The sequence below is a fragment of the Rhodococcus sp. (in: high G+C Gram-positive bacteria) genome (assembly GCF_049299235.1).
In the GTDB taxonomy this organism is placed as follows: domain Bacteria; phylum Actinomycetota; class Actinomycetes; order Mycobacteriales; family Mycobacteriaceae; genus Rhodococcus.
Genome location: NZ_JBAQXC010000247.1, coordinates 1 through 15313, shown reverse-complemented (window position 1 = coordinate 15313; position 15313 = coordinate 1). Strand labels below are relative to the sequence as shown.

The 15313-nt window shown below is 66.4% G+C and carries 16 protein-coding genes and 1 pseudogene; 7 read left to right on the top strand and 10 right to left on the bottom strand.

Annotated elements, in window-relative coordinates; all coding sequences use genetic code 11:
• From WAX14_RS14725 to WAX14_RS14715, 3 genes are all read right to left on the bottom strand, one after another.
• A partial coding sequence (locus tag WAX14_RS14725) for an adenosylcobinamide-GDP ribazoletransferase (protein ID WP_422628797.1) occupies nt 1–402 on the bottom strand: 402 nt, incomplete at its 3' end.
• On the bottom strand, nt 402–1556 hold the full coding sequence (gene cobT, locus WAX14_RS14720; RefSeq protein ID WP_422628796.1) for a nicotinate-nucleotide--dimethylbenzimidazole phosphoribosyltransferase: 1155 nt from the start codon (nt 1554–1556) through the stop codon (nt 402–404). The genes cobT and WAX14_RS14725, both read right to left, overlap by 1 nt.
• A gap of 273 nt (nt 1557–1829) precedes the next feature.
• Nucleotides 1830–2528 (bottom strand): DUF3043 domain-containing protein, encoded by a 699-nt coding sequence (locus WAX14_RS14715; protein ID WP_422628795.1) that lies wholly within the window; start codon nt 2526–2528, stop codon nt 1830–1832.
• A gap of 198 nt (nt 2529–2726) precedes the next feature.
• On the opposite strand from WAX14_RS14715, the gene WAX14_RS14710 reads away from it, so the two are divergent.
• Together WAX14_RS14710 and WAX14_RS14705 are read left to right on the top strand one after the other, a co-directional pair.
• On the top strand, nt 2727–3077 hold the full coding sequence (locus WAX14_RS14710; RefSeq protein ID WP_422628794.1) for a HesB/IscA family protein: 351 nt from the start codon (nt 2727–2729) through the stop codon (nt 3075–3077).
• Nucleotides 3078–3199: 122 nt separating this feature from the next.
• Nucleotides 3200–4168 carry a carbohydrate kinase family protein gene (locus tag WAX14_RS14705; protein ID WP_422628793.1) on the top strand — a complete coding sequence of 323 codons (969 nt, stop codon included), beginning with the start codon at nt 3200–3202 and terminating at the stop codon, nt 4166–4168.
• A 71-nt stretch (nt 4169–4239) separates the two neighbouring features.
• Here the strand turns inward: WAX14_RS14705 and asnB are convergent, their stop codons facing one another.
• Entirely contained in the window at nt 4240–6186 is a 1947-nt protein-coding gene (asnB, locus tag WAX14_RS14700; RefSeq protein ID WP_422628792.1) for an asparagine synthase (glutamine-hydrolyzing), read from the bottom strand.
• Nucleotides 6187–6492: 306 nt separating this feature from the next.
• On the opposite strand from asnB, the gene WAX14_RS14695 reads away from it, so the two are divergent.
• The 3 genes from WAX14_RS14695 to WAX14_RS14685 all read left to right on the top strand — a co-directional run bounded on the left by WAX14_RS14695 (nt 6493) and on the right by WAX14_RS14685 (nt 8481).
• Entirely contained in the window at nt 6493–7554 is a 1062-nt protein-coding gene (locus WAX14_RS14695; RefSeq protein ID WP_422628791.1) for a cytochrome c oxidase subunit II, read from the top strand.
• A gap of 33 nt (nt 7555–7587) precedes the next feature.
• Entirely contained in the window at nt 7588–8004 is a 417-nt protein-coding gene (locus tag WAX14_RS14690; RefSeq protein WP_422628790.1) for a cytochrome c oxidase subunit 4, read from the top strand.
• Between the two features lie 183 nt (nt 8005–8187).
• Nucleotides 8188–8481 (top strand): hypothetical protein, encoded by a 294-nt coding sequence (locus tag WAX14_RS14685; RefSeq protein WP_422628789.1) that lies wholly within the window; start codon nt 8188–8190, stop codon nt 8479–8481.
• Between the two features lie 211 nt (nt 8482–8692).
• Here the strand turns inward: WAX14_RS14685 and WAX14_RS14680 are convergent, their stop codons facing one another.
• From WAX14_RS14680 to WAX14_RS14665, 4 genes are all read right to left on the bottom strand, one after another.
• Nucleotides 8693–10351, bottom strand: a complete 1659-nt coding sequence (locus WAX14_RS14680; RefSeq protein WP_422628788.1) for a cytochrome b — start codon at nt 10349–10351, stop codon at nt 8693–8695.
• The gene (locus tag WAX14_RS14675) at nt 10348–11475 is read right to left on the bottom strand and encodes a ubiquinol-cytochrome c reductase iron-sulfur subunit (RefSeq protein WP_422628787.1); all 1128 of its coding nucleotides are present in this window, start codon (nt 11473–11475) and stop codon (nt 10348–10350) included. Before WAX14_RS14675 ends, WAX14_RS14680 begins: the two co-directional genes overlap by 4 nt.
• The gene (locus tag WAX14_RS14670) at nt 11472–12344 is read right to left on the bottom strand and encodes a c-type cytochrome (protein WP_422628786.1); all 873 of its coding nucleotides are present in this window, start codon (nt 12342–12344) and stop codon (nt 11472–11474) included. Before WAX14_RS14670 ends, WAX14_RS14675 begins: the two co-directional genes overlap by 4 nt.
• 64 nt (nt 12345–12408) lie before the next feature.
• Nucleotides 12409–13023, bottom strand: coding sequence for a cytochrome c oxidase subunit 3 (locus tag WAX14_RS14665; protein ID WP_422628785.1), 615 nt, complete (start codon nt 13021–13023; stop codon nt 12409–12411).
• Between the two features lie 140 nt (nt 13024–13163).
• Here WAX14_RS14665 and WAX14_RS14660 point away from each other — a divergent pair, with 140 nt between their 5' ends.
• On the top strand, nt 13164–13610 hold the full coding sequence (locus tag WAX14_RS14660; RefSeq protein ID WP_422628784.1) for a hypothetical protein: 447 nt from the start codon (nt 13164–13166) through the stop codon (nt 13608–13610).
• Between the two features lie 65 nt (nt 13611–13675).
• Nucleotides 13676–14746: an anthranilate phosphoribosyltransferase gene (gene trpD / locus WAX14_RS14655; protein ID WP_422628783.1), complete on the top strand. Its 1071-nt coding sequence runs from the start codon at nt 13676–13678 to the stop codon at nt 14744–14746.
• A gap of 9 nt (nt 14747–14755) precedes the next feature.
• Here trpD and WAX14_RS14650 read toward each other — a convergent pair whose 3' ends face one another.
• Both WAX14_RS14650 and WAX14_RS14645 read right to left on the bottom strand, forming a co-directional pair.
• Nucleotides 14756–15031 carry an Lrp/AsnC family transcriptional regulator gene (locus tag WAX14_RS14650; RefSeq protein WP_422628782.1) on the bottom strand — a complete coding sequence of 92 codons (276 nt, stop codon included), beginning with the start codon at nt 15029–15031 and terminating at the stop codon, nt 14756–14758.
• Between the two features lie 68 nt (nt 15032–15099).
• A pseudogene (locus WAX14_RS14645) lies at nt 15100–15313 on the bottom strand (hypothetical protein); the annotation flags it as partial.

The window sequence follows — 15313 nt, the reverse complement described above, 5'->3', positions numbered from 1 at the left end:
CGCGCCCGCCTCCGCGAGCGCCCCGAACGACCACGCCTGCGCTCCCAGTACCACCACCAGCGTGACGACACCGAACGGACCGGCACCGCCGGAATGCATGACGTCGCGGGCACGTTCGGGCGACCCGTAGCAGCCGAGACCGTCGGCGGTGTCGCTGAGACCGTCGACGTGCATTCCGCGGGTCGCGACGGCGAGGAACCCGACGCACAGCAGCCCGGCAAGCGGGGGTGCACATCCCGCGGTCGTGAGCAGCCACAGCACCGTCGCAGCCGCCGCTCCGAGCAGCACACCGGTGACCGGTGCCGCACCGATCGCGCGGGACGCGGCGGATCTGTCGATGTCGGCGGGCCCGCGCACCGGCAGCACCGTCAGCCAGGACAGCGCGAGCGGCAACCCGCTCATCATTCTTTGCGCAGGCCGGGAGTGACAGCGGTGTCGCAGGCGGGGGCTGTGCCGCCGGGAGGGTTGGCGTCGCAGGCAGGATTGGTGTCGCGGCCGCTGACACCGGCCTCGTCGAATGTGGCCATGTGCGCGAGCACCGACACCGCGCCCTGCAATACCGGCAACGCGGCGACCGCGCCGGACCCCTCACCGAGTCGCATCCCGAGGTCGACGATCGGTTCGAGATTCAGATGACGCAACGCGAGTGCGTGGGACGGTTCGGCGGACAGATGACCGGCCACCCACCAGTCCCGCGCACCGGGCGCGAACTCCTCGGCGATCATCGCGGCCGCCGTCACGACGACACCGTCGAGCAGCACCGGAGTGCGCCGCACCGAGGCCTGCGCGAGATACCCCGCCATCGCCGCGAAGTCCGCACCCCCGGCCGTGCGCAGCAGCGCGATCGGACTGCGGGTGTGCGGGCGGGCGCGGCGCATCGCATCGCGGATCGCGGTGACCTTACGCATCCAGGCAACATCGTCGATGCCGGTACCGCGGCCGACCGCGGCGACCGGCTCGGTGTTGGTCAGGGTCGCGATGAGCACCGTCGCGGGGGTGGTGTTGCCGATGCCCATGTCGCCGGCGATCAGCAGATCGGCGCCCTCGTCGATCTCCCGATCGGCGATCGCTCGGCCCGCCGCGACCGCGCGGAACGTCTCGTCCTCGGTGAGGGCGTCCTCACGGTCGATGGAACCGCTGGAACGGCGGATCTTGAAACCCGAAACGGACGGGTCGGTGTCGGCGTCGACGGCGATGTCGACGACCCGCACCCCGGCACCGGCGACGGCCGCGAGGATGTTCACCGCAGCGCCACCGGCGACGAAGTTCGCGACCATCTGCGCGGTGACCTCCGGTGGATACGCCGAGACACCGTGGCGGGTGATGCCGTGATCTCCGGCGAACACCACCACGCGGGGCCGGCGGAACGGGTGCGGCGGCACCTCGCCCTGACAGGAGGCGATCCAGCAACCGAGGTCCTCGAGCCGGCCGAGCGAGCCGACGGGTTTGGTGAGCGTGAGCTGGCGGGCGTCGGCACGTCGACGAATCTCCCGGTCCGGAGCCACGACGGGCGGGAATGTGATGTCGAGGGTGGCGTCCGCCGGGTCGCTGCTCAACAAAGTGCACCTTTCGCGAGGGGAATCGGACTAGACGCTACCAACCACGCGATTGCGGGAAGTTCGACGACGGGCGGTGCTTCGGTCGCTGTCGGCGGCGACGGAGAGCGCAGCTTCGTACCGTTTTCGGCGCCGCCCGAGTGTCCGGTGGACGGGCAACTCCAGGCGACGCCTCGATCGCTTCCGGCCACAGGACTCCGTGAATCCGGAGGCCTGTGCCGGGGAAGTGCTGTTCGTGATGTCGGCACGCGCCGCACCACCGAATGCGGGACGTCAGATGGCGTCGCCGGGCTTGACGCGCGGCAGCGGGGCCCGCAGCTTACGGATCTGGGAGGCCCGGACGAACGCGTACCAGCCGAGTCCGAAACCGCCCTCGGTCGAATCGGGGTATCGCTCCCGCACCTTCTTGTTGATCATCCTGCCCAGGTAGATCCCTTCGATGACCATCAGCAGCATCATCACGAACATCGCGAGTGTGACGTACTGCTGGATGACCGGACCCAGGAACATGGTTGCGATCAGCACCAGTGCGAGCGGCATGAACATGCCGACCAGGTTGCGGCGGCTGTCGACGAGGTCACGGGCGTATGCGCGGACCGGGCCGCGATCGCGCGGCAGCAGGAACTTCTCTTCGCCGGCGAGCATGCGGTTGCGGCGCTCGGATGCGGCGGCACGCCGCTCGGCGGCCTGGACCTTGCGCTCGTCCTTCGACAGGGACTTGCGCGCGGCCTTCTTGCGTTCCCTCGCTTCTTTCGCAGTCGTCGGTGCGGGTGCCACCGGTCCGCGACGACGGCCCTCGGCTTCGCGACGCTTGGGTGTCGGACGCCCCTTGCTTGCGGTCTCCTTGCCGCCGGCGAGCGAGGTGTCGGACGGCGTGGATGTGGCCTCGGACGCGGTGCCGTCGGCGCTGCCGGACGACGACGCGTCGTGACTGTCGGATTCGTCGGAATTTCCGCGGCGTAGCAACTTCACCCCACCAGGCTATGGGATATCGGGACACGTGGGGAAATCACCCCGACACTCGGTCGGTGTCGAGACGGCAATCACGCCCCCGCGGTGGGTGAGGAATAGACGTCTGCGCGGTACCGTTGACACATCGGGTCGTCTCAACCGATCGATCGACACGACCTGCCGCAACGATTGCTCGACACGAACGACCAGGGAGTGCCCATGACTGTGCAGGACGAGACCGCCACCCACGGCGTCATCATGACCGAGGCGGCCTCCGCGAAGGCGAAGGCTCTGCTCGATCAGGAAGGCCGTGACGACCTCGCGCTGCGGATCGCAGTGCAGCCCGGCGGCTGCGCCGGACTCCGGTACCAGCTGTTCTTCGACGACCGGTCGCTCGACGGTGATCTCATCGTGGACTTCGAGGGCGTCCAGCTCGCCGTCGACCGCATGAGCGCTCCCTACGTCGAAGGTGCGTCGATCGACTTCGTCGACACCATCGAGAAGCAAGGATTCACGATCGACAACCCGAACGCCACCGGCTCCTGTGCCTGCGGCGATTCCTTCAACTGAGAATCCGTCGGTCCGGCCGAGTTCGTCCGTCAGGGCCCCGGCACCATGAGGTGCCGGGGCCCTGACGTCGTGCGGGTAGCGTGTGAGCCCGGTTTCCGCCCCCCGTCGAAAGGCACTGCACCGTGACCATAGCCGTGACCGGCTCCATCGCGACCGACCACCTGATGCGATTTCCCGGTCGGTTCGCCGAGCAACTCCTCGCCGACCAGCTCAACCATATTTCGCTCAGCTTCCTGGTCGATGATCTCGTCGTCCGTAGAGGTGGTGTCGGCGGCAACATCGCTTTCGCCATGGGTGTGCTCGGTGGCGATCCGGTGCTCGTCGGTGCGGTCGGTGCCGATTTCGCCGACTACCGGACCTGGCTCGAAACCAACGGCGTGAACTGCGATTCGGTCCTCGTGTCGACGAAGGCGCACACGGCACGTTTCGTGTGCACCACCGACGTGGACATGGCGCAGATCGCGTCGTTCTACCCGGGCGCGATGTCCGAGGCCCGCGATATTTCCCTCGCCGAGGTCGTGAAGGCCCACGGCGTGGATCTGGTGCTCGTGGGCGCGAACGATCCCGAGGCGATGGCCCGGCACACCGACGAGTGCCGGGAATTGGGTGTGCCGTTCGCTGCCGACCCTTCCCAGCAGCTCGCACGTCTGAGCGGTGACGAGGCGGCCCGGCTGATCGACGGGGCCGCGTACTTGTTCACCAACGAGTACGAGTGGGGTCTGCTGCAACAGAAGACGGGCCTGACCGAAGACGAGATCCGCGCGAAGGTCGGGATGCGGGTCACGACGCTCGGTGGTGACGGCGTCGAGATCGTCGATGCACAGGGCAACTGGATTCGGGTGGAAGTCGTGCCGGAGCGGGCAAAGGTCGACCCGACCGGTGTCGGTGACGCTTTCCGTGCCGGCTTCCTGCTCGGTCACCGCTCGGGTCTTTCGCTCGAACGTGCCGCCCAACTCGGCTGCCTCGTCGCCGTGTACGTACTCGAGACCACCGGAACCCAGGAATGGGTGTTCGACCGCGCCGACGCTCTGAAGCGGCTGACCGACGCCTACGGTGCGGGCGCCGCCGAGGAGATCGCCGCCCGCCTGTAAGGCGGCTCCGCCGCCCGTGTGCCTTTTGGGCCCGTCCAGGGGCCCAAAAGGCACACGGGCGCGCAGCGCGCCTACAGGTTGACGGGGTACACCGGCTCCTGGATCTGCGGCACGATCCGATTCTCGACGAAGATGCCGTGCCACACCATGAAGCACAGAACCGTCCACAGGCGACGGCTGTGGTCGGACACGCCGTCCCGGTGTTCGTTCAGCATCCGCGCCACTGCGGCCTTGTCGAAGATGTGATCGGTGCCGGACTCGGCGATCTGCTCGTGCGCCCAGTCGAACAGTTCCGTACCGGACAGCCAGTGCCGCAGCGGCACCGGGAAACCGAGTTTGGCGCGATGCAGCACGTGCGGCGGCACGATGCCCTCGAGCGCCTGCCGCAGCGCATACTTGCTCGTCGGCAGCGAACTTCCCCGTCGCTTCGTGGTGATCTTCTGCTCGAGCGGAATCTGCGACGCCACCCGGAACACCTCGGGATCGAGGAACGGGACGCGCAGTTCCAGCGAATTCGCCATCGTCATCTTGTCGGCCTTGACGAGGATGTCGCCGCGCAGCCACGTGAACAGGTCCAGGTGCTGCATGCGGGCGACGGGGTCCCACCCGGCGGACTGCGCGTAGATCGGCGCCGTCACGTCCTGATGCGTCCACTCGGGTCGGAAGTCTCGCAGCACCGCACGCAACTGCGCGTCGTTGAAACTGCGGGCGTTGCCGTAGTACCGCTCCTCGAGCGGCATCGAACCGCGATGCAGCAGGGACTTGCCGCGCGTGCCCTCGGGGATCCGCTCGGACAATTTGCCCGCGGCACGCCGCAACCCGGCCGGCAGGTACTCGAACGGCTTCAGCGACAGCGGTTCGCGGTAGATGGTGTAGCCGCCGAACAACTCGTCCGCGCCCTCCCCGGACAGCACCACCTTGACGTGCTTGCGGGCTTCCTTGGCGACGAACCACAACGGCACCAGCGCCGGATCGGCAACCGGATCGTCGAGGTACCAGATGATCTCCGGGATCGCCGCCGCGAACTCGGCAGGCGAGACCACCCGCACGACGTGCCGAGCACCGATCGCGGCAGCCGACTCGGCGGCCACGTCGACCTCCGAATACCCCTCGCGTTCGAAACCGGCGGTGAACGTGACCAGATTCGGGTTGTGCTGTATGGCGAGTGCTGCGATCGCCGTCGAGTCGATACCACCGGACAGGAACGATCCCACCGTCACGTCCGCACGCATGTGCTTGGCGACGGAATCTTCGAGGACCTCCGCGATCTCGCGGTACCTGTCGTTGTCGCGGCCGGCCGCGAACGGTCGAACCGGGAAGCGCGGCTCGAAGTAGCGCGTGATCTCGGGCTCACCGCCGGGCCGGACCCGTGCGAAGCACCCCGACTCGAGACGACGGATCTGCCGGTGCAGCGTTTCGGGCTCGGGAACGTACTGCAGCACTGTGTAGTGCTCGATCGCCCGCGGATCCAGTTCTGTCCCGATGCCGATGAGATCGGCAAGCTCGAGCAGACTCTTCTTCTCGCTACCGAATGCGGTTCCGCCCGATCCGGTCGCCAGGAACAGCGGCTTGATGCCGAACGGGTCGCGGGCCAGGAACAGTTCACGGGTGTGGGTGTCCCAGACGGCGAACGCGAACATGCCGCGCAGGCGCCGTACCGCGTCCGCGCCCCAGAAATGGAATGCCGCGACGATCGTCTCGCTGTCACCTTCGGTCGCGAAGACGGCACCGTGCTCCTCGGTGAGTTCCTGGCGCAACTCGAGGTAGTTGTAGATCTCGCCGTTGAACGTCAGGGCATACCGGTCGGGCTGGTCCTGCGGGCCCCAGCGCAGCGGCTGATGCGAATGCGCGATGTCGATGATCGACAGGCGGTTGAATCCGAAGATCAGGTCGCCGTCGTGCCACGTGCCGTGTTCGTCCGGTCCACGATGGCGCAAGCAGTGCATGGCGGAGTCGACCAGAGCAGCGGCGTCGTCGCTGGTGCCGTCAGTGGTCAGTAGCCCGAGCAATCCGCACACGCGTCCGATACCTCGATTCCTGATAGGGAGTGTCGGTCCGCTCGGGAACTTCGCCTCGGGCGCCGACGTTCGTCCAGTGGAGTATGCCGTAGCGGGGTTTCCCCGGCAGTGCGCGGCATACCCGGAAAGTCGCTGTGACGTCGTCGGTCACCCGGTGGCATCCCGCCGCCCGACGACACAATGTCTCAGGATCGACACGTTCTTCGCGCCCCGGGGGTGGATAGCGCGCCGGTTTGGTCTACGCTGCGTAGTAATTGGGCCTGCCCTCCGGGGTTGCCCTGATGGAATTGCGGCGATCAGGAAGGCGTGAACGTGGCGCAAGGTCGGATCCTTCGGCGGTTCGGGCTCGCAGCATCTCTTGGCATTGCAGCCATGATGTTGACCGGGTGCTCCAGCGAAGAAGTCCTTCGTTTCGGCTGGCCGGAGGGCGTGACGCCCGAAGCCGAGCGTATGCGTGAACTGTGGACGTGGTCGGTTGTCGCCGCCCTCGTCATGGGTATTTTGGTGTGGGGTCTGACCTTCTGGGTGATCATCTTCCACCGTAAGAAGAAGGACTCCCCGGAGTTCCCGCGGCAGACCGCGTACAACGTGCCCCTCGAGCTGGTCTACACGGCGGCTCCGTTCGTGGCCGTGTGTGTGCTCTTCTACTTCACCGTCGTGGTTCAGAACTACGTCCTGGACAAGGAAGAGAACCCGAACGTCGTTGTCGACGTCACCGGTTACCAGTGGAACTGGAAGTTCGGCTACCGCACCATCGATCTCGGTGACGGCGCCGCGAAGTACGACGGCATCGACTACGAGGCGCAGGAAGCTGTGGCGCAACCCGAGCATGCTGCCGCCGAGGGCGGTGAGCATGCCGCGGTTCCGCCGGTTCACGGCGCTCCGGTCGAGGACCTGTCGTACCTGCACTACGACAAGATCGAGACGATCGGCACCAGCAACGAAATCCCGGTCCTGGTCTTGCCGACCGGAAAGCGCATCGAGTTCGAGCTGGCCTCGTCCGACGTCATCCACGCGTTCTGGGTTCCCGAGTTCCTCTTCAAGCGTGACGTGAATCCGAATCCGCGGAACAACAACTCCGATCCGGTCTTCCAGATCTCCGAGATCGAGCGTGAGGGTGCGTTCGTCGGTCGCTGCGCCGAAATGTGCGGCACCTACCACGCGATGATGAACTTCGAGGTTCGCGCGGTGTCGCCGGAGAAGTTCGCGCAGTACATCGAGCTGCGTAAGCCCACTTCCGAGGGTGGCCGGGGCCTGAACAATGCGGAGGCGCTCGCAGAGATCGGTGAATCGCCCGTCGCGACCACCACGTCCCCGTTCAAGACCGACCGCACCGATCGTTCGGCCAGCGGCGTCGCCGGCGAGTGACCGAACCCATCATCGACAAGGACAAGTGCTGATATGAAGATCGAAGCCAAGCTCTTCGAGGTCGTGACGGTGTTCTTCGTGCTCGTCGCCATCGTGTACGGAACGTTCACCGGACTGTCCAACACTGGTATCGAGTGGGCGGGCCTCACCGCGATCGTGCTTTCGGCAGGCCTGACCCTGATCATCGGAACCTACTTCCGGTTCGTCGCGCGTCGCCTCGACACCCGACCCGAGGACTACGAGGACGCCGAGGTCAGCGATGGTGCCGGCGACCTCGGTTTCTTCAGTGCCGGTAGCTACTGGCCGATCCTGCTTGCGGGTTCCGCCGCGTTCGCCGCGGTTTCCCTGGCGTTCTTCCATCCGTGGATGATCGTGATCGCCGTCTTTCTGATCATTGCTTCAGCAGCCGGCCTGGTGTTCGAATACCATCTCGGACCCGAGAAGCACTGACGCCGGACACCTTCCGCTCAATGGGCGCCGTACCTTCGGGTGCGGCGCCCATTGTGCTCCCTGCGCCCACGCCTGCTCTCTGCGCCTACGCTCGGTGCCGCGCGAACAGGTTCGGAACCGCGCCGCCGATGCGACACTTGAGGATGAGTACCTGCCAGGTTCGGTTTCCCTGAGGAGTCCTTCATGAGCGACCATCTCGAACACACCGATCACGGTCACAGCCACGGTGACGCTTGTGGGCACGTCGCGGTCCCGCACGGTGATCACGTCGACTACGTGCACGACGGGCACCTGCACCGCGAACACGACGGTCATTTCGACGAGTGTGAAACCACCGGCCACGTGCGGCACGAAGGCCACGATCACGTCCACGGGCACGGTTGTGGGCACGTCGCGGTCCCGCACGGTGATCACGTCGACTACCTGCACGATGGGCATCGGCATGCCGCGCACGACGATCACTACGACGACCACTGATCGATACGGCACCCCGGATCGCGCCGTCCTCGGCCCGCGATATCGGTAGGAATCCGTTGCTCACCGTGGCCGGGAACCTACCTGCTGCTCGGGCGGCGGGAGAAGTGCGAAGAACGACGATCCGGTACTCGGGCACGGTGAGGTACGTGAAAGGGGTAGGGCCCCGAACCGTGTGGTTCGGGGCCCTACCCCTTGATTTCGGCGGTGTGCGTCAGTGCGCGTGACCGTCGCCGTCGCCGCTGCCGGCTTCGAGGCCGTGCGCGCGGTTCTGGTATTCCCGCAGGACCGTCCGCTGCTCGATCTCGGCTTCGTGGTGAGCCGCCTCGAGCGCTGCCGCCTCGTCCTCCGGATCGGCGGTGAGGAAGCTGCCGACACCGGGCTTGCCGGCACTGCCGAGGCGGTTCATCCGCTTCGGCACCGTGGCACCCTGGTATTCCAGCGGAATCGGGTGGCCGTGTTCGTCGACCGGGCCGAGCGGCTGGTGGATCTCGATGTACTCACCGTGCGGCAGGCGGCGGACGATGCCCGTCTCGATGCCGTGTTCGAGTACCTGGCGGTCGCTGCGCTGCAAGCCGAGGCAGAACCGGTACGCGATGTAGTAGGCGAGCGGCGGCAGGATCACCATGCCGATACGGCCCATCCACGTGGTCGCGTTGATCGAGATGTCGAACTTGTACGCGATCAGGTCGTTGATGCACATGAGCGTGAGCACCACGTAGAACGTGATCGCCATCGCGCCGATACCGGTCCGGACCGGAACGTCCCGCGGACGCTGCAACAGGTTGTGGTGCGCGTCGTCCTTGGTGAGCTTCTTCTCGATCCACGGATAGAGCGTCATCACCACGAAGACCAGGCCCATGATGACCGCGACCCAGAACACCGCGGGAATCGTGTAGCGGTCGAACAGGTACAGCTCCCAGGCCGGCCAGGTACGGGCCAGACCGTCCGTCCACATCATGTAGAAGTCGGGCTGCGATCCCGCGGACACCTGTGACGGGTTGTACGGGCCGATGTTCCAGATCGGGTTGATCTGTAGCAGACCACTCATCAGTGCCAGCACAGCGAAGGTCATTGCGAAGAACGCACCGGACTTGACCGCGAACACCGGCAGGATACGAACACCCACGACGTTCTGCTCGGTGCGGGCCGGGCCGGGGAACTGCGTGTGCTTCTGGTACCAGACCAGCGCGAGGTGCGCGGCGATCAGCGCCAGGATGATGCCGGGAATGAGCAACACGTGCAGGACGTAGAAGCGCGGGATGATCAATTCGCCGGGGAAGTCGCCGCCGAAGATCGCCCAGTGCATCCACGTACCGATGATGGGGATGCTCAGGGTGATGCCGGAGAACGCGGCCCGGAGACCGGTGCCGGACAGCAGGTCGTCGGGCAGCGAGTAGCCGAAGAAGCCCTCGAACATCGCCAGGATGAGCAGCAGCGAACCGATCACCCAGTTGGCCTCACGCGGGCGACGGAACGCACCGGTGAAGAAGATACGCATCATGTGGACGATGATCGACGCCGCGAACATCAGTGCTGCCCAGTGATGGATCTGGCGGACGAACAGGCCGCCGCGCACCTCGAAGGAGATGTTCAGGGCTGTCTCGTAGGCGCGGGACATGGTGACGCCACGAAGCGGCGTGTACACGCCGTTGTAGGTGACGTGTGCCAGCGACGGATCGAAGAACAGCGTCAGGAACACACCCGAGATGAGCAGGATGATGAAGCTGTAGAGCGCGATCTCACCCAGCAGGAAGGACCAGTGGGTGGGGAACACCTTGTTGATCTGACGCCGAAGACCAGCGGCTGGGTGGTAGCGCAAGTCGATGTTCTCCGCAGCTTCGGCAGCGCGGGACGGTGTGGCGGTACTCATGGTCGACGCTCCCAAAATGCCGGGCCGAGGGCTTCGATGAAGTCACCGTTGGCGACGAGGAAACCCTCTTCGTTCACTGTGATGGGCAGCTGCGGTAGGGCACGGGCAGCAGGTCCGAACAGCGGCTTGCCGTACTCCAGGGCATCGAACTGCGACTGGTGGCACGGGCAGAGAATGCGGTTGGTCTGCTGCTCGTACAGCGACGTCGGGCAGCCCAGGTGGGTGCAGATCTTCGAGAAGGCGAAGTAGTCGCCGTAGTTGAAGCTCTCCTGGCCCTTGCGCTTGATGGCGCGTTCGGCGTCTTCGGTGCGCAGACGGATCAGCATGACGGCGTTGCGGATACCCCGCAGGCCGGCGAGCAGTGCGTGGTCGTCCCCGCGATCCGATTCCCGGAACGGGAAGACCGTCTCCATGCCACCGGCGTCGAGGTCCTCGGGGCGGACCAGCACGATGTCGCTGGGGCGGCCGGTGTCGCGACGCAGGTAGATCGTCTCGCCCGGGTAGGTCGGCGTCCAGCCGGACACCCACAGCGAGGATTCGTCGCCCTCGGCCCACGGGTTCTTGATCAGACCGCCGAGCGGCATGATCAGACCGACACCCAATGCGCCGCCGCCGAAGATCGCGGTCCGCTTGATGAGCTTGCGGCGGGGCAGCGTCGAGGTGTCGAGCGAGTCGGCCAGTTCGGCGACGATCGTCTTGCGGTCCACCTCGCTGGAGGGACCGTCGTGTCGATCCTGGATCGACACCTCTTCGGGGATGAACTTCTTCGTGAACTGCACCGCACCGACGCCGATCCCGAGGATCGCCAGACCGAGCGTCAGGCCGAGCAGCGGCGTGTACAGGTTGAAGAAGGTGTAGTTCTCCTCGCCCGGGCTCTGGTACTCCCACGGCCAGAAGAGATAGATGCCGATGAACGCGAGGGCCGCGACACCGGCCAACGCGAACCAGAATGCGACGTTCCGCTCTGCGCGCTTCTCCGCGCGGGTGCCCTCGACAGGCCACCGATCCTTGCGGAACACGACGTCGACGCCGTCGAGGTTCGTGCCGAGCGCGACGAGATCGTCGCGGCTCATCTGATCGAGATCCTCGATCGAGTGCTTGTTCGGCGTTTCGTCGCCACTCATGACCTTGCTCCGATCCACAGTGCAGCACCGACGACCGCAACGATGCCGACGACCCACATTGCCGGACCCTCGGCGCCGGGGCCGAACCCGCCGAGTCCGTATCCGCCCGGGTCGGCCGTCTCGCTCGACGCCTTGACGTACGCGATGATGTCCTGCTTCTCGTCGAGCGTGAGCTGACGATCCGAGAACTTCGGCATGTTCTGCGGGCCGGTGAGCATCGCGGTGTAGATCTGTTGCTCGTTTGCCGGATCGAGATTCGGCGCGAACTTGCCGGACGACAGTGCACCGCCGCGACCGGTGAAGTTGTGACACGAAGCGCAGTTCTGGCGGAACAATTCGCTGCCTCGGGCCACGTCGTCGCCGCGCAGCGAGGACTGGGCGATCTCACCGTTCTCGTCACGGATGACGGTCGGGCCGCCGCCGTTGGCCTGGATGTATGCGCCGAGCGCGTCGGTCTGCGCAGCGTCGAACTTCGGTTCCTTGCGCAGAACCTGGGCCTCGTTGCGCGAGGCAGGCATGCGGCCGGAGGACACCTGGAAGTAGACGGCGGCTTCACCGACACCGATCAGCGACGGTCCGCGATCCTCGACACCCTGCAGGTTGGCGCCGTGACAGGTGACGCAGGAGGTCTCGTAGAGCTGCTGACCCTTGCGGATCAACGCCAACTGGTCCTCGTTCGCCGTTGCCACCTGCGGGGCAGGGGTCAGCGCGGAGGCGAGGAAGCCGGCGCTGAGCAGGCCGAGCGCGAGCACCAGCGCGCCGGTGAGGCGACGACGGAACTTGCGCTGACGACGAGACCGGGCAGCGGACGCTGCCTCGGCCTGACCGGGCATATCACCCTCGGGTGTGAGAGGTGGGGATGAACTCATCTGTATCCCTTTTTGTATGTCGGGACGGACTGGACGTCAGGGGGCTGCCTGGGCGTACAGCTGGCTAACGGATGAAATAGATCGTGGCAAACAGTGCGATCCACACGATGTCGACGAAGTGCCAGTAGTACGACACGACGATCGCGGCGGTGGCCTGAGCCGGTGTGAACTTGCTGACCCGGGTGCGGACCAACAGGAACACGAACGCGACCAGGCCGCCGATCACGTGCAGGCCGTGGAAGCCGGTGGTCATGTAGAACACCGAGCCGTACACGCTGCTCGAGATGGACGTTCCGTCCTTGACCAGCGTGATGTATTCGTAGCCCTGGCCGAGGACGAAGAACGTGCCCATGATCAGGGTGACGACATACCACCGACGCAGCCCGAACACGTCGCCGCGCTCCGCTGCGAACACGCCCAACTGGCACGTGAAGGACGATGCGATCAGCACCAACGTCACCGGCACCGCCAGCCACAAGTTCAAATGGGTGGGCGGCGGAGGCCACAAACCCTCCGGTGCCTGTGCCCGGGCCACGAAGTACATGGCGAAGAGCCCTGCGAAAAACATGAGCTCACTGGACAACCACACGATGGTGCCGACGCTGACCAGGTTGGGCCGGTTCAGCGAGTGCACGCGCTGGGTGATTGCAGTTCCTGAAGTCCCTACTGCGCTCGTCACGCTGGCTAGTATGACCCGTCGTAGTAAGTCTTGGGCAATCGGGGCGGAATTCGGCGCGTCATCGCAGGTTATTGCCTGGTCCCGGGCGTGCAGCGACCTGGCTGCGCACCCCCGTCCGCGGCCGTGCGATCGTGGTGTGTATGAGCGGTGTCACAGGAATCTGGGAACGTCTGCGGCAGGTACTGACGGGTGGTCGCCGTCCGCCCCTGGACCCGGGTCGGCCGGACCTGGCCGTGGTGGTGTCGTCCTTCGACGACGCCGAGTCCTGCTCCGGGGCACTCGAGCGGGGAGCAGCGACGGCGCCGTGCTGGACGGACACCGACGAAGCCGTACTCCGGCACCATCTCGAACTTCCCGCCGATGCCGTCGATCGGGCCGTCGAACTTGCGGGGCAGGACGGATACGTGAAGGCAGACCCGGTGCGCACCCCGGCGGACGGCCGGACCGGGCTCGTCCTCCAGCGGGTGCAGATCCTCGACCCGATGCACTGTGCGCAGGAGAAGTCCCGGATGGCGGGGCTCGCTCAGCGACTCGGTGGCACTGCTACCGGATGGGACGCCCTGCAGCCCGACTCCACCGCTGGCTAAGCTTCCCGCGCAAGGGACACACGGGGTGCCCGGTGGCGGAGCGAGGTGTGGCGAAGGTGGGTGCGATGAACGCGGAACGACCGGCGGACCAGGTGACGACGAACTGGCGGGCGGTACTCGGCACGCTGACCGCCGGCCGCGACCTGTCCCGGGCCGAAGCCCAGTGGGCCATGGACGAGATCATGTCGGACAATGCGACGTCCGCGCAGATCGCCGCGTTCGGAGTCGCCCTCAAGATGAAAGGTGAAACACCCGAGGAAGTACTCGGCCTGTCCGATTCGATGTTGAGCCACGCGCGTCTCGTGCCCGTCGACGACGACACCGTCGACATCGTCGGCACCGGTGGCGACGGCGCGGACACGGTCAACATCTCGACGATGGCGGCGATGGTCGTCGCCGCGACCGGGATCCGCGTGGTCAAACACGGCAACCGGGCGGCGTCGTCCAAGAGCGGCGGCGCCGACGTTCTCGAAGCGCTCGGTGTGCACATCGCCTTGGGTCCGGAGCAGGTTGCCCGATCGGTGGCCGAGGCCGGTATCGGATTCTGTTTCGCGCCGGTCTTCCATCCCGCGTTGCGATTCGCGGGTCCCACCCGTAAGGAGATCGCGATCCCGACCGTGTTCAACGTGCTCGGACCGCTCACGAACCCGGCGCGCCCCCGCGCCGGGCTGATCGGCTGCGCGTTCCCGGCTCTACTCGACACGATCGCCGGCGTACTCGCCAGGCGAGGCAACTCCGCGCTCGTCGTCCGCGGCGACGACGGACTCGACGAGCTGACCCTGTCGACGACGTCGACGGTGCACGTCGTGCACAACGGTGAGGTACGCACGCAGACGTTCGATCCGACGGTGCTCGGCATCGGCCGGGTACCGATCGACGCGCTCCGCGGCGGAGATGCCGCGGAGAACGCGGCGATCGCCCGCGCGACCCTGGCCGGGCAGACCGGGCCGGTACGTGACGCGGTGCTGCTCAACGCGGCCGCGGCCATCGCCGCGTACCGCGGGGTCGGCGGAAGTCTCGACGACGCGATCGCCGCAGGCCTCGAGGACGCGGGCGCTGCAATCGATGGCGGTGGCGCCGAGCGGGTGCTGGCGACCTGGGCGGCAACCACCACCCGACTCGGCGCCGTCGACTGATCCGCGCGGCTACTCGCCGATCGAGAATCCCGCGTCGACGTCGGAACTCGAATACGACCGGAACGCGATGTGCGTGACGGTGCGCACGACGCCGTCGACCTTGTTGATGCCGCCGGTGACGACCTCGGCGATCTGCTCGTGGTCGCGAACCCGGACGACAGCGATCAGATCGACGTCGCCCGCGCACGAGTACACCTTGTCGACTCCGTTCAGATCGGCGACGGCCTGCGCGGCCTCCTGAATGCGGGCGGCCTCGGCGTCGATCAGGACGATGGCGTTGATCATGAGCGCTCCTTACTCTTGCGCGGGTGTGCCTCGCGGGTGTGCCTCGCGGGTGTGCCTCGCGGGTGTGCTCAGCGTAGAAGGTGCGGGGCGTCGGCGTGTGCGGCGTCCCGTGCCTTGTCGAGCCAGCGCGTCCACGCGCCCGCACCGCGGGCCGGTTCCGCCCACCCGTGGGTGGACCGGACGATGCGGACGCCGTCGTCCTCCAGCCAGCGGGCGACCAGTCCGATCTCCTCGACGGGAGTGCCGCGTAGCGGGGCCGACGTCGGCCGGACGGTTTCGGCG

Bases quoted from the DNA above. Each gene is read 5' to 3' on its own strand.
- WAX14_RS14680 (WP_422628788.1), bottom strand. From the start codon at position 10,351: ATGAGTACCGCCACACCGTCCCGCGCTGCCGAAGCTGCGGAGAACATC.
- WAX14_RS14685 (WP_422628789.1), top strand. From the start codon at position 8,188: ATGAGCGACCATCTCGAACACACCGATCACGGTCACAGCCACGGTGAC.
- WAX14_RS14650 (WP_422628782.1), bottom strand. From the start codon at position 15,031: ATGATCAACGCCATCGTCCTGATCGACGCCGAGGCCGCCCGCATTCAG.
- WAX14_RS14675 (WP_422628787.1), bottom strand. From the start codon at position 11,475: ATGAGTGGCGACGAAACGCCGAACAAGCACTCGATCGAGGATCTCGAT.
- WAX14_RS14660 (WP_422628784.1), top strand. From the start codon at position 13,164: ATGAGCGGTGTCACAGGAATCTGGGAACGTCTGCGGCAGGTACTGACG.
- WAX14_RS14690 (WP_422628790.1), top strand. From the start codon at position 7,588: ATGAAGATCGAAGCCAAGCTCTTCGAGGTCGTGACGGTGTTCTTCGTG.
- WAX14_RS14670 (WP_422628786.1), bottom strand. From the start codon at position 12,344: ATGAGTTCATCCCCACCTCTCACACCCGAGGGTGATATGCCCGGTCAG.
- trpD (WP_422628783.1), top strand. From the start codon at position 13,676: ATGAACGCGGAACGACCGGCGGACCAGGTGACGACGAACTGGCGGGCG.
- WAX14_RS14710 (WP_422628794.1), top strand. From the start codon at position 2,727: ATGACTGTGCAGGACGAGACCGCCACCCACGGCGTCATCATGACCGAG.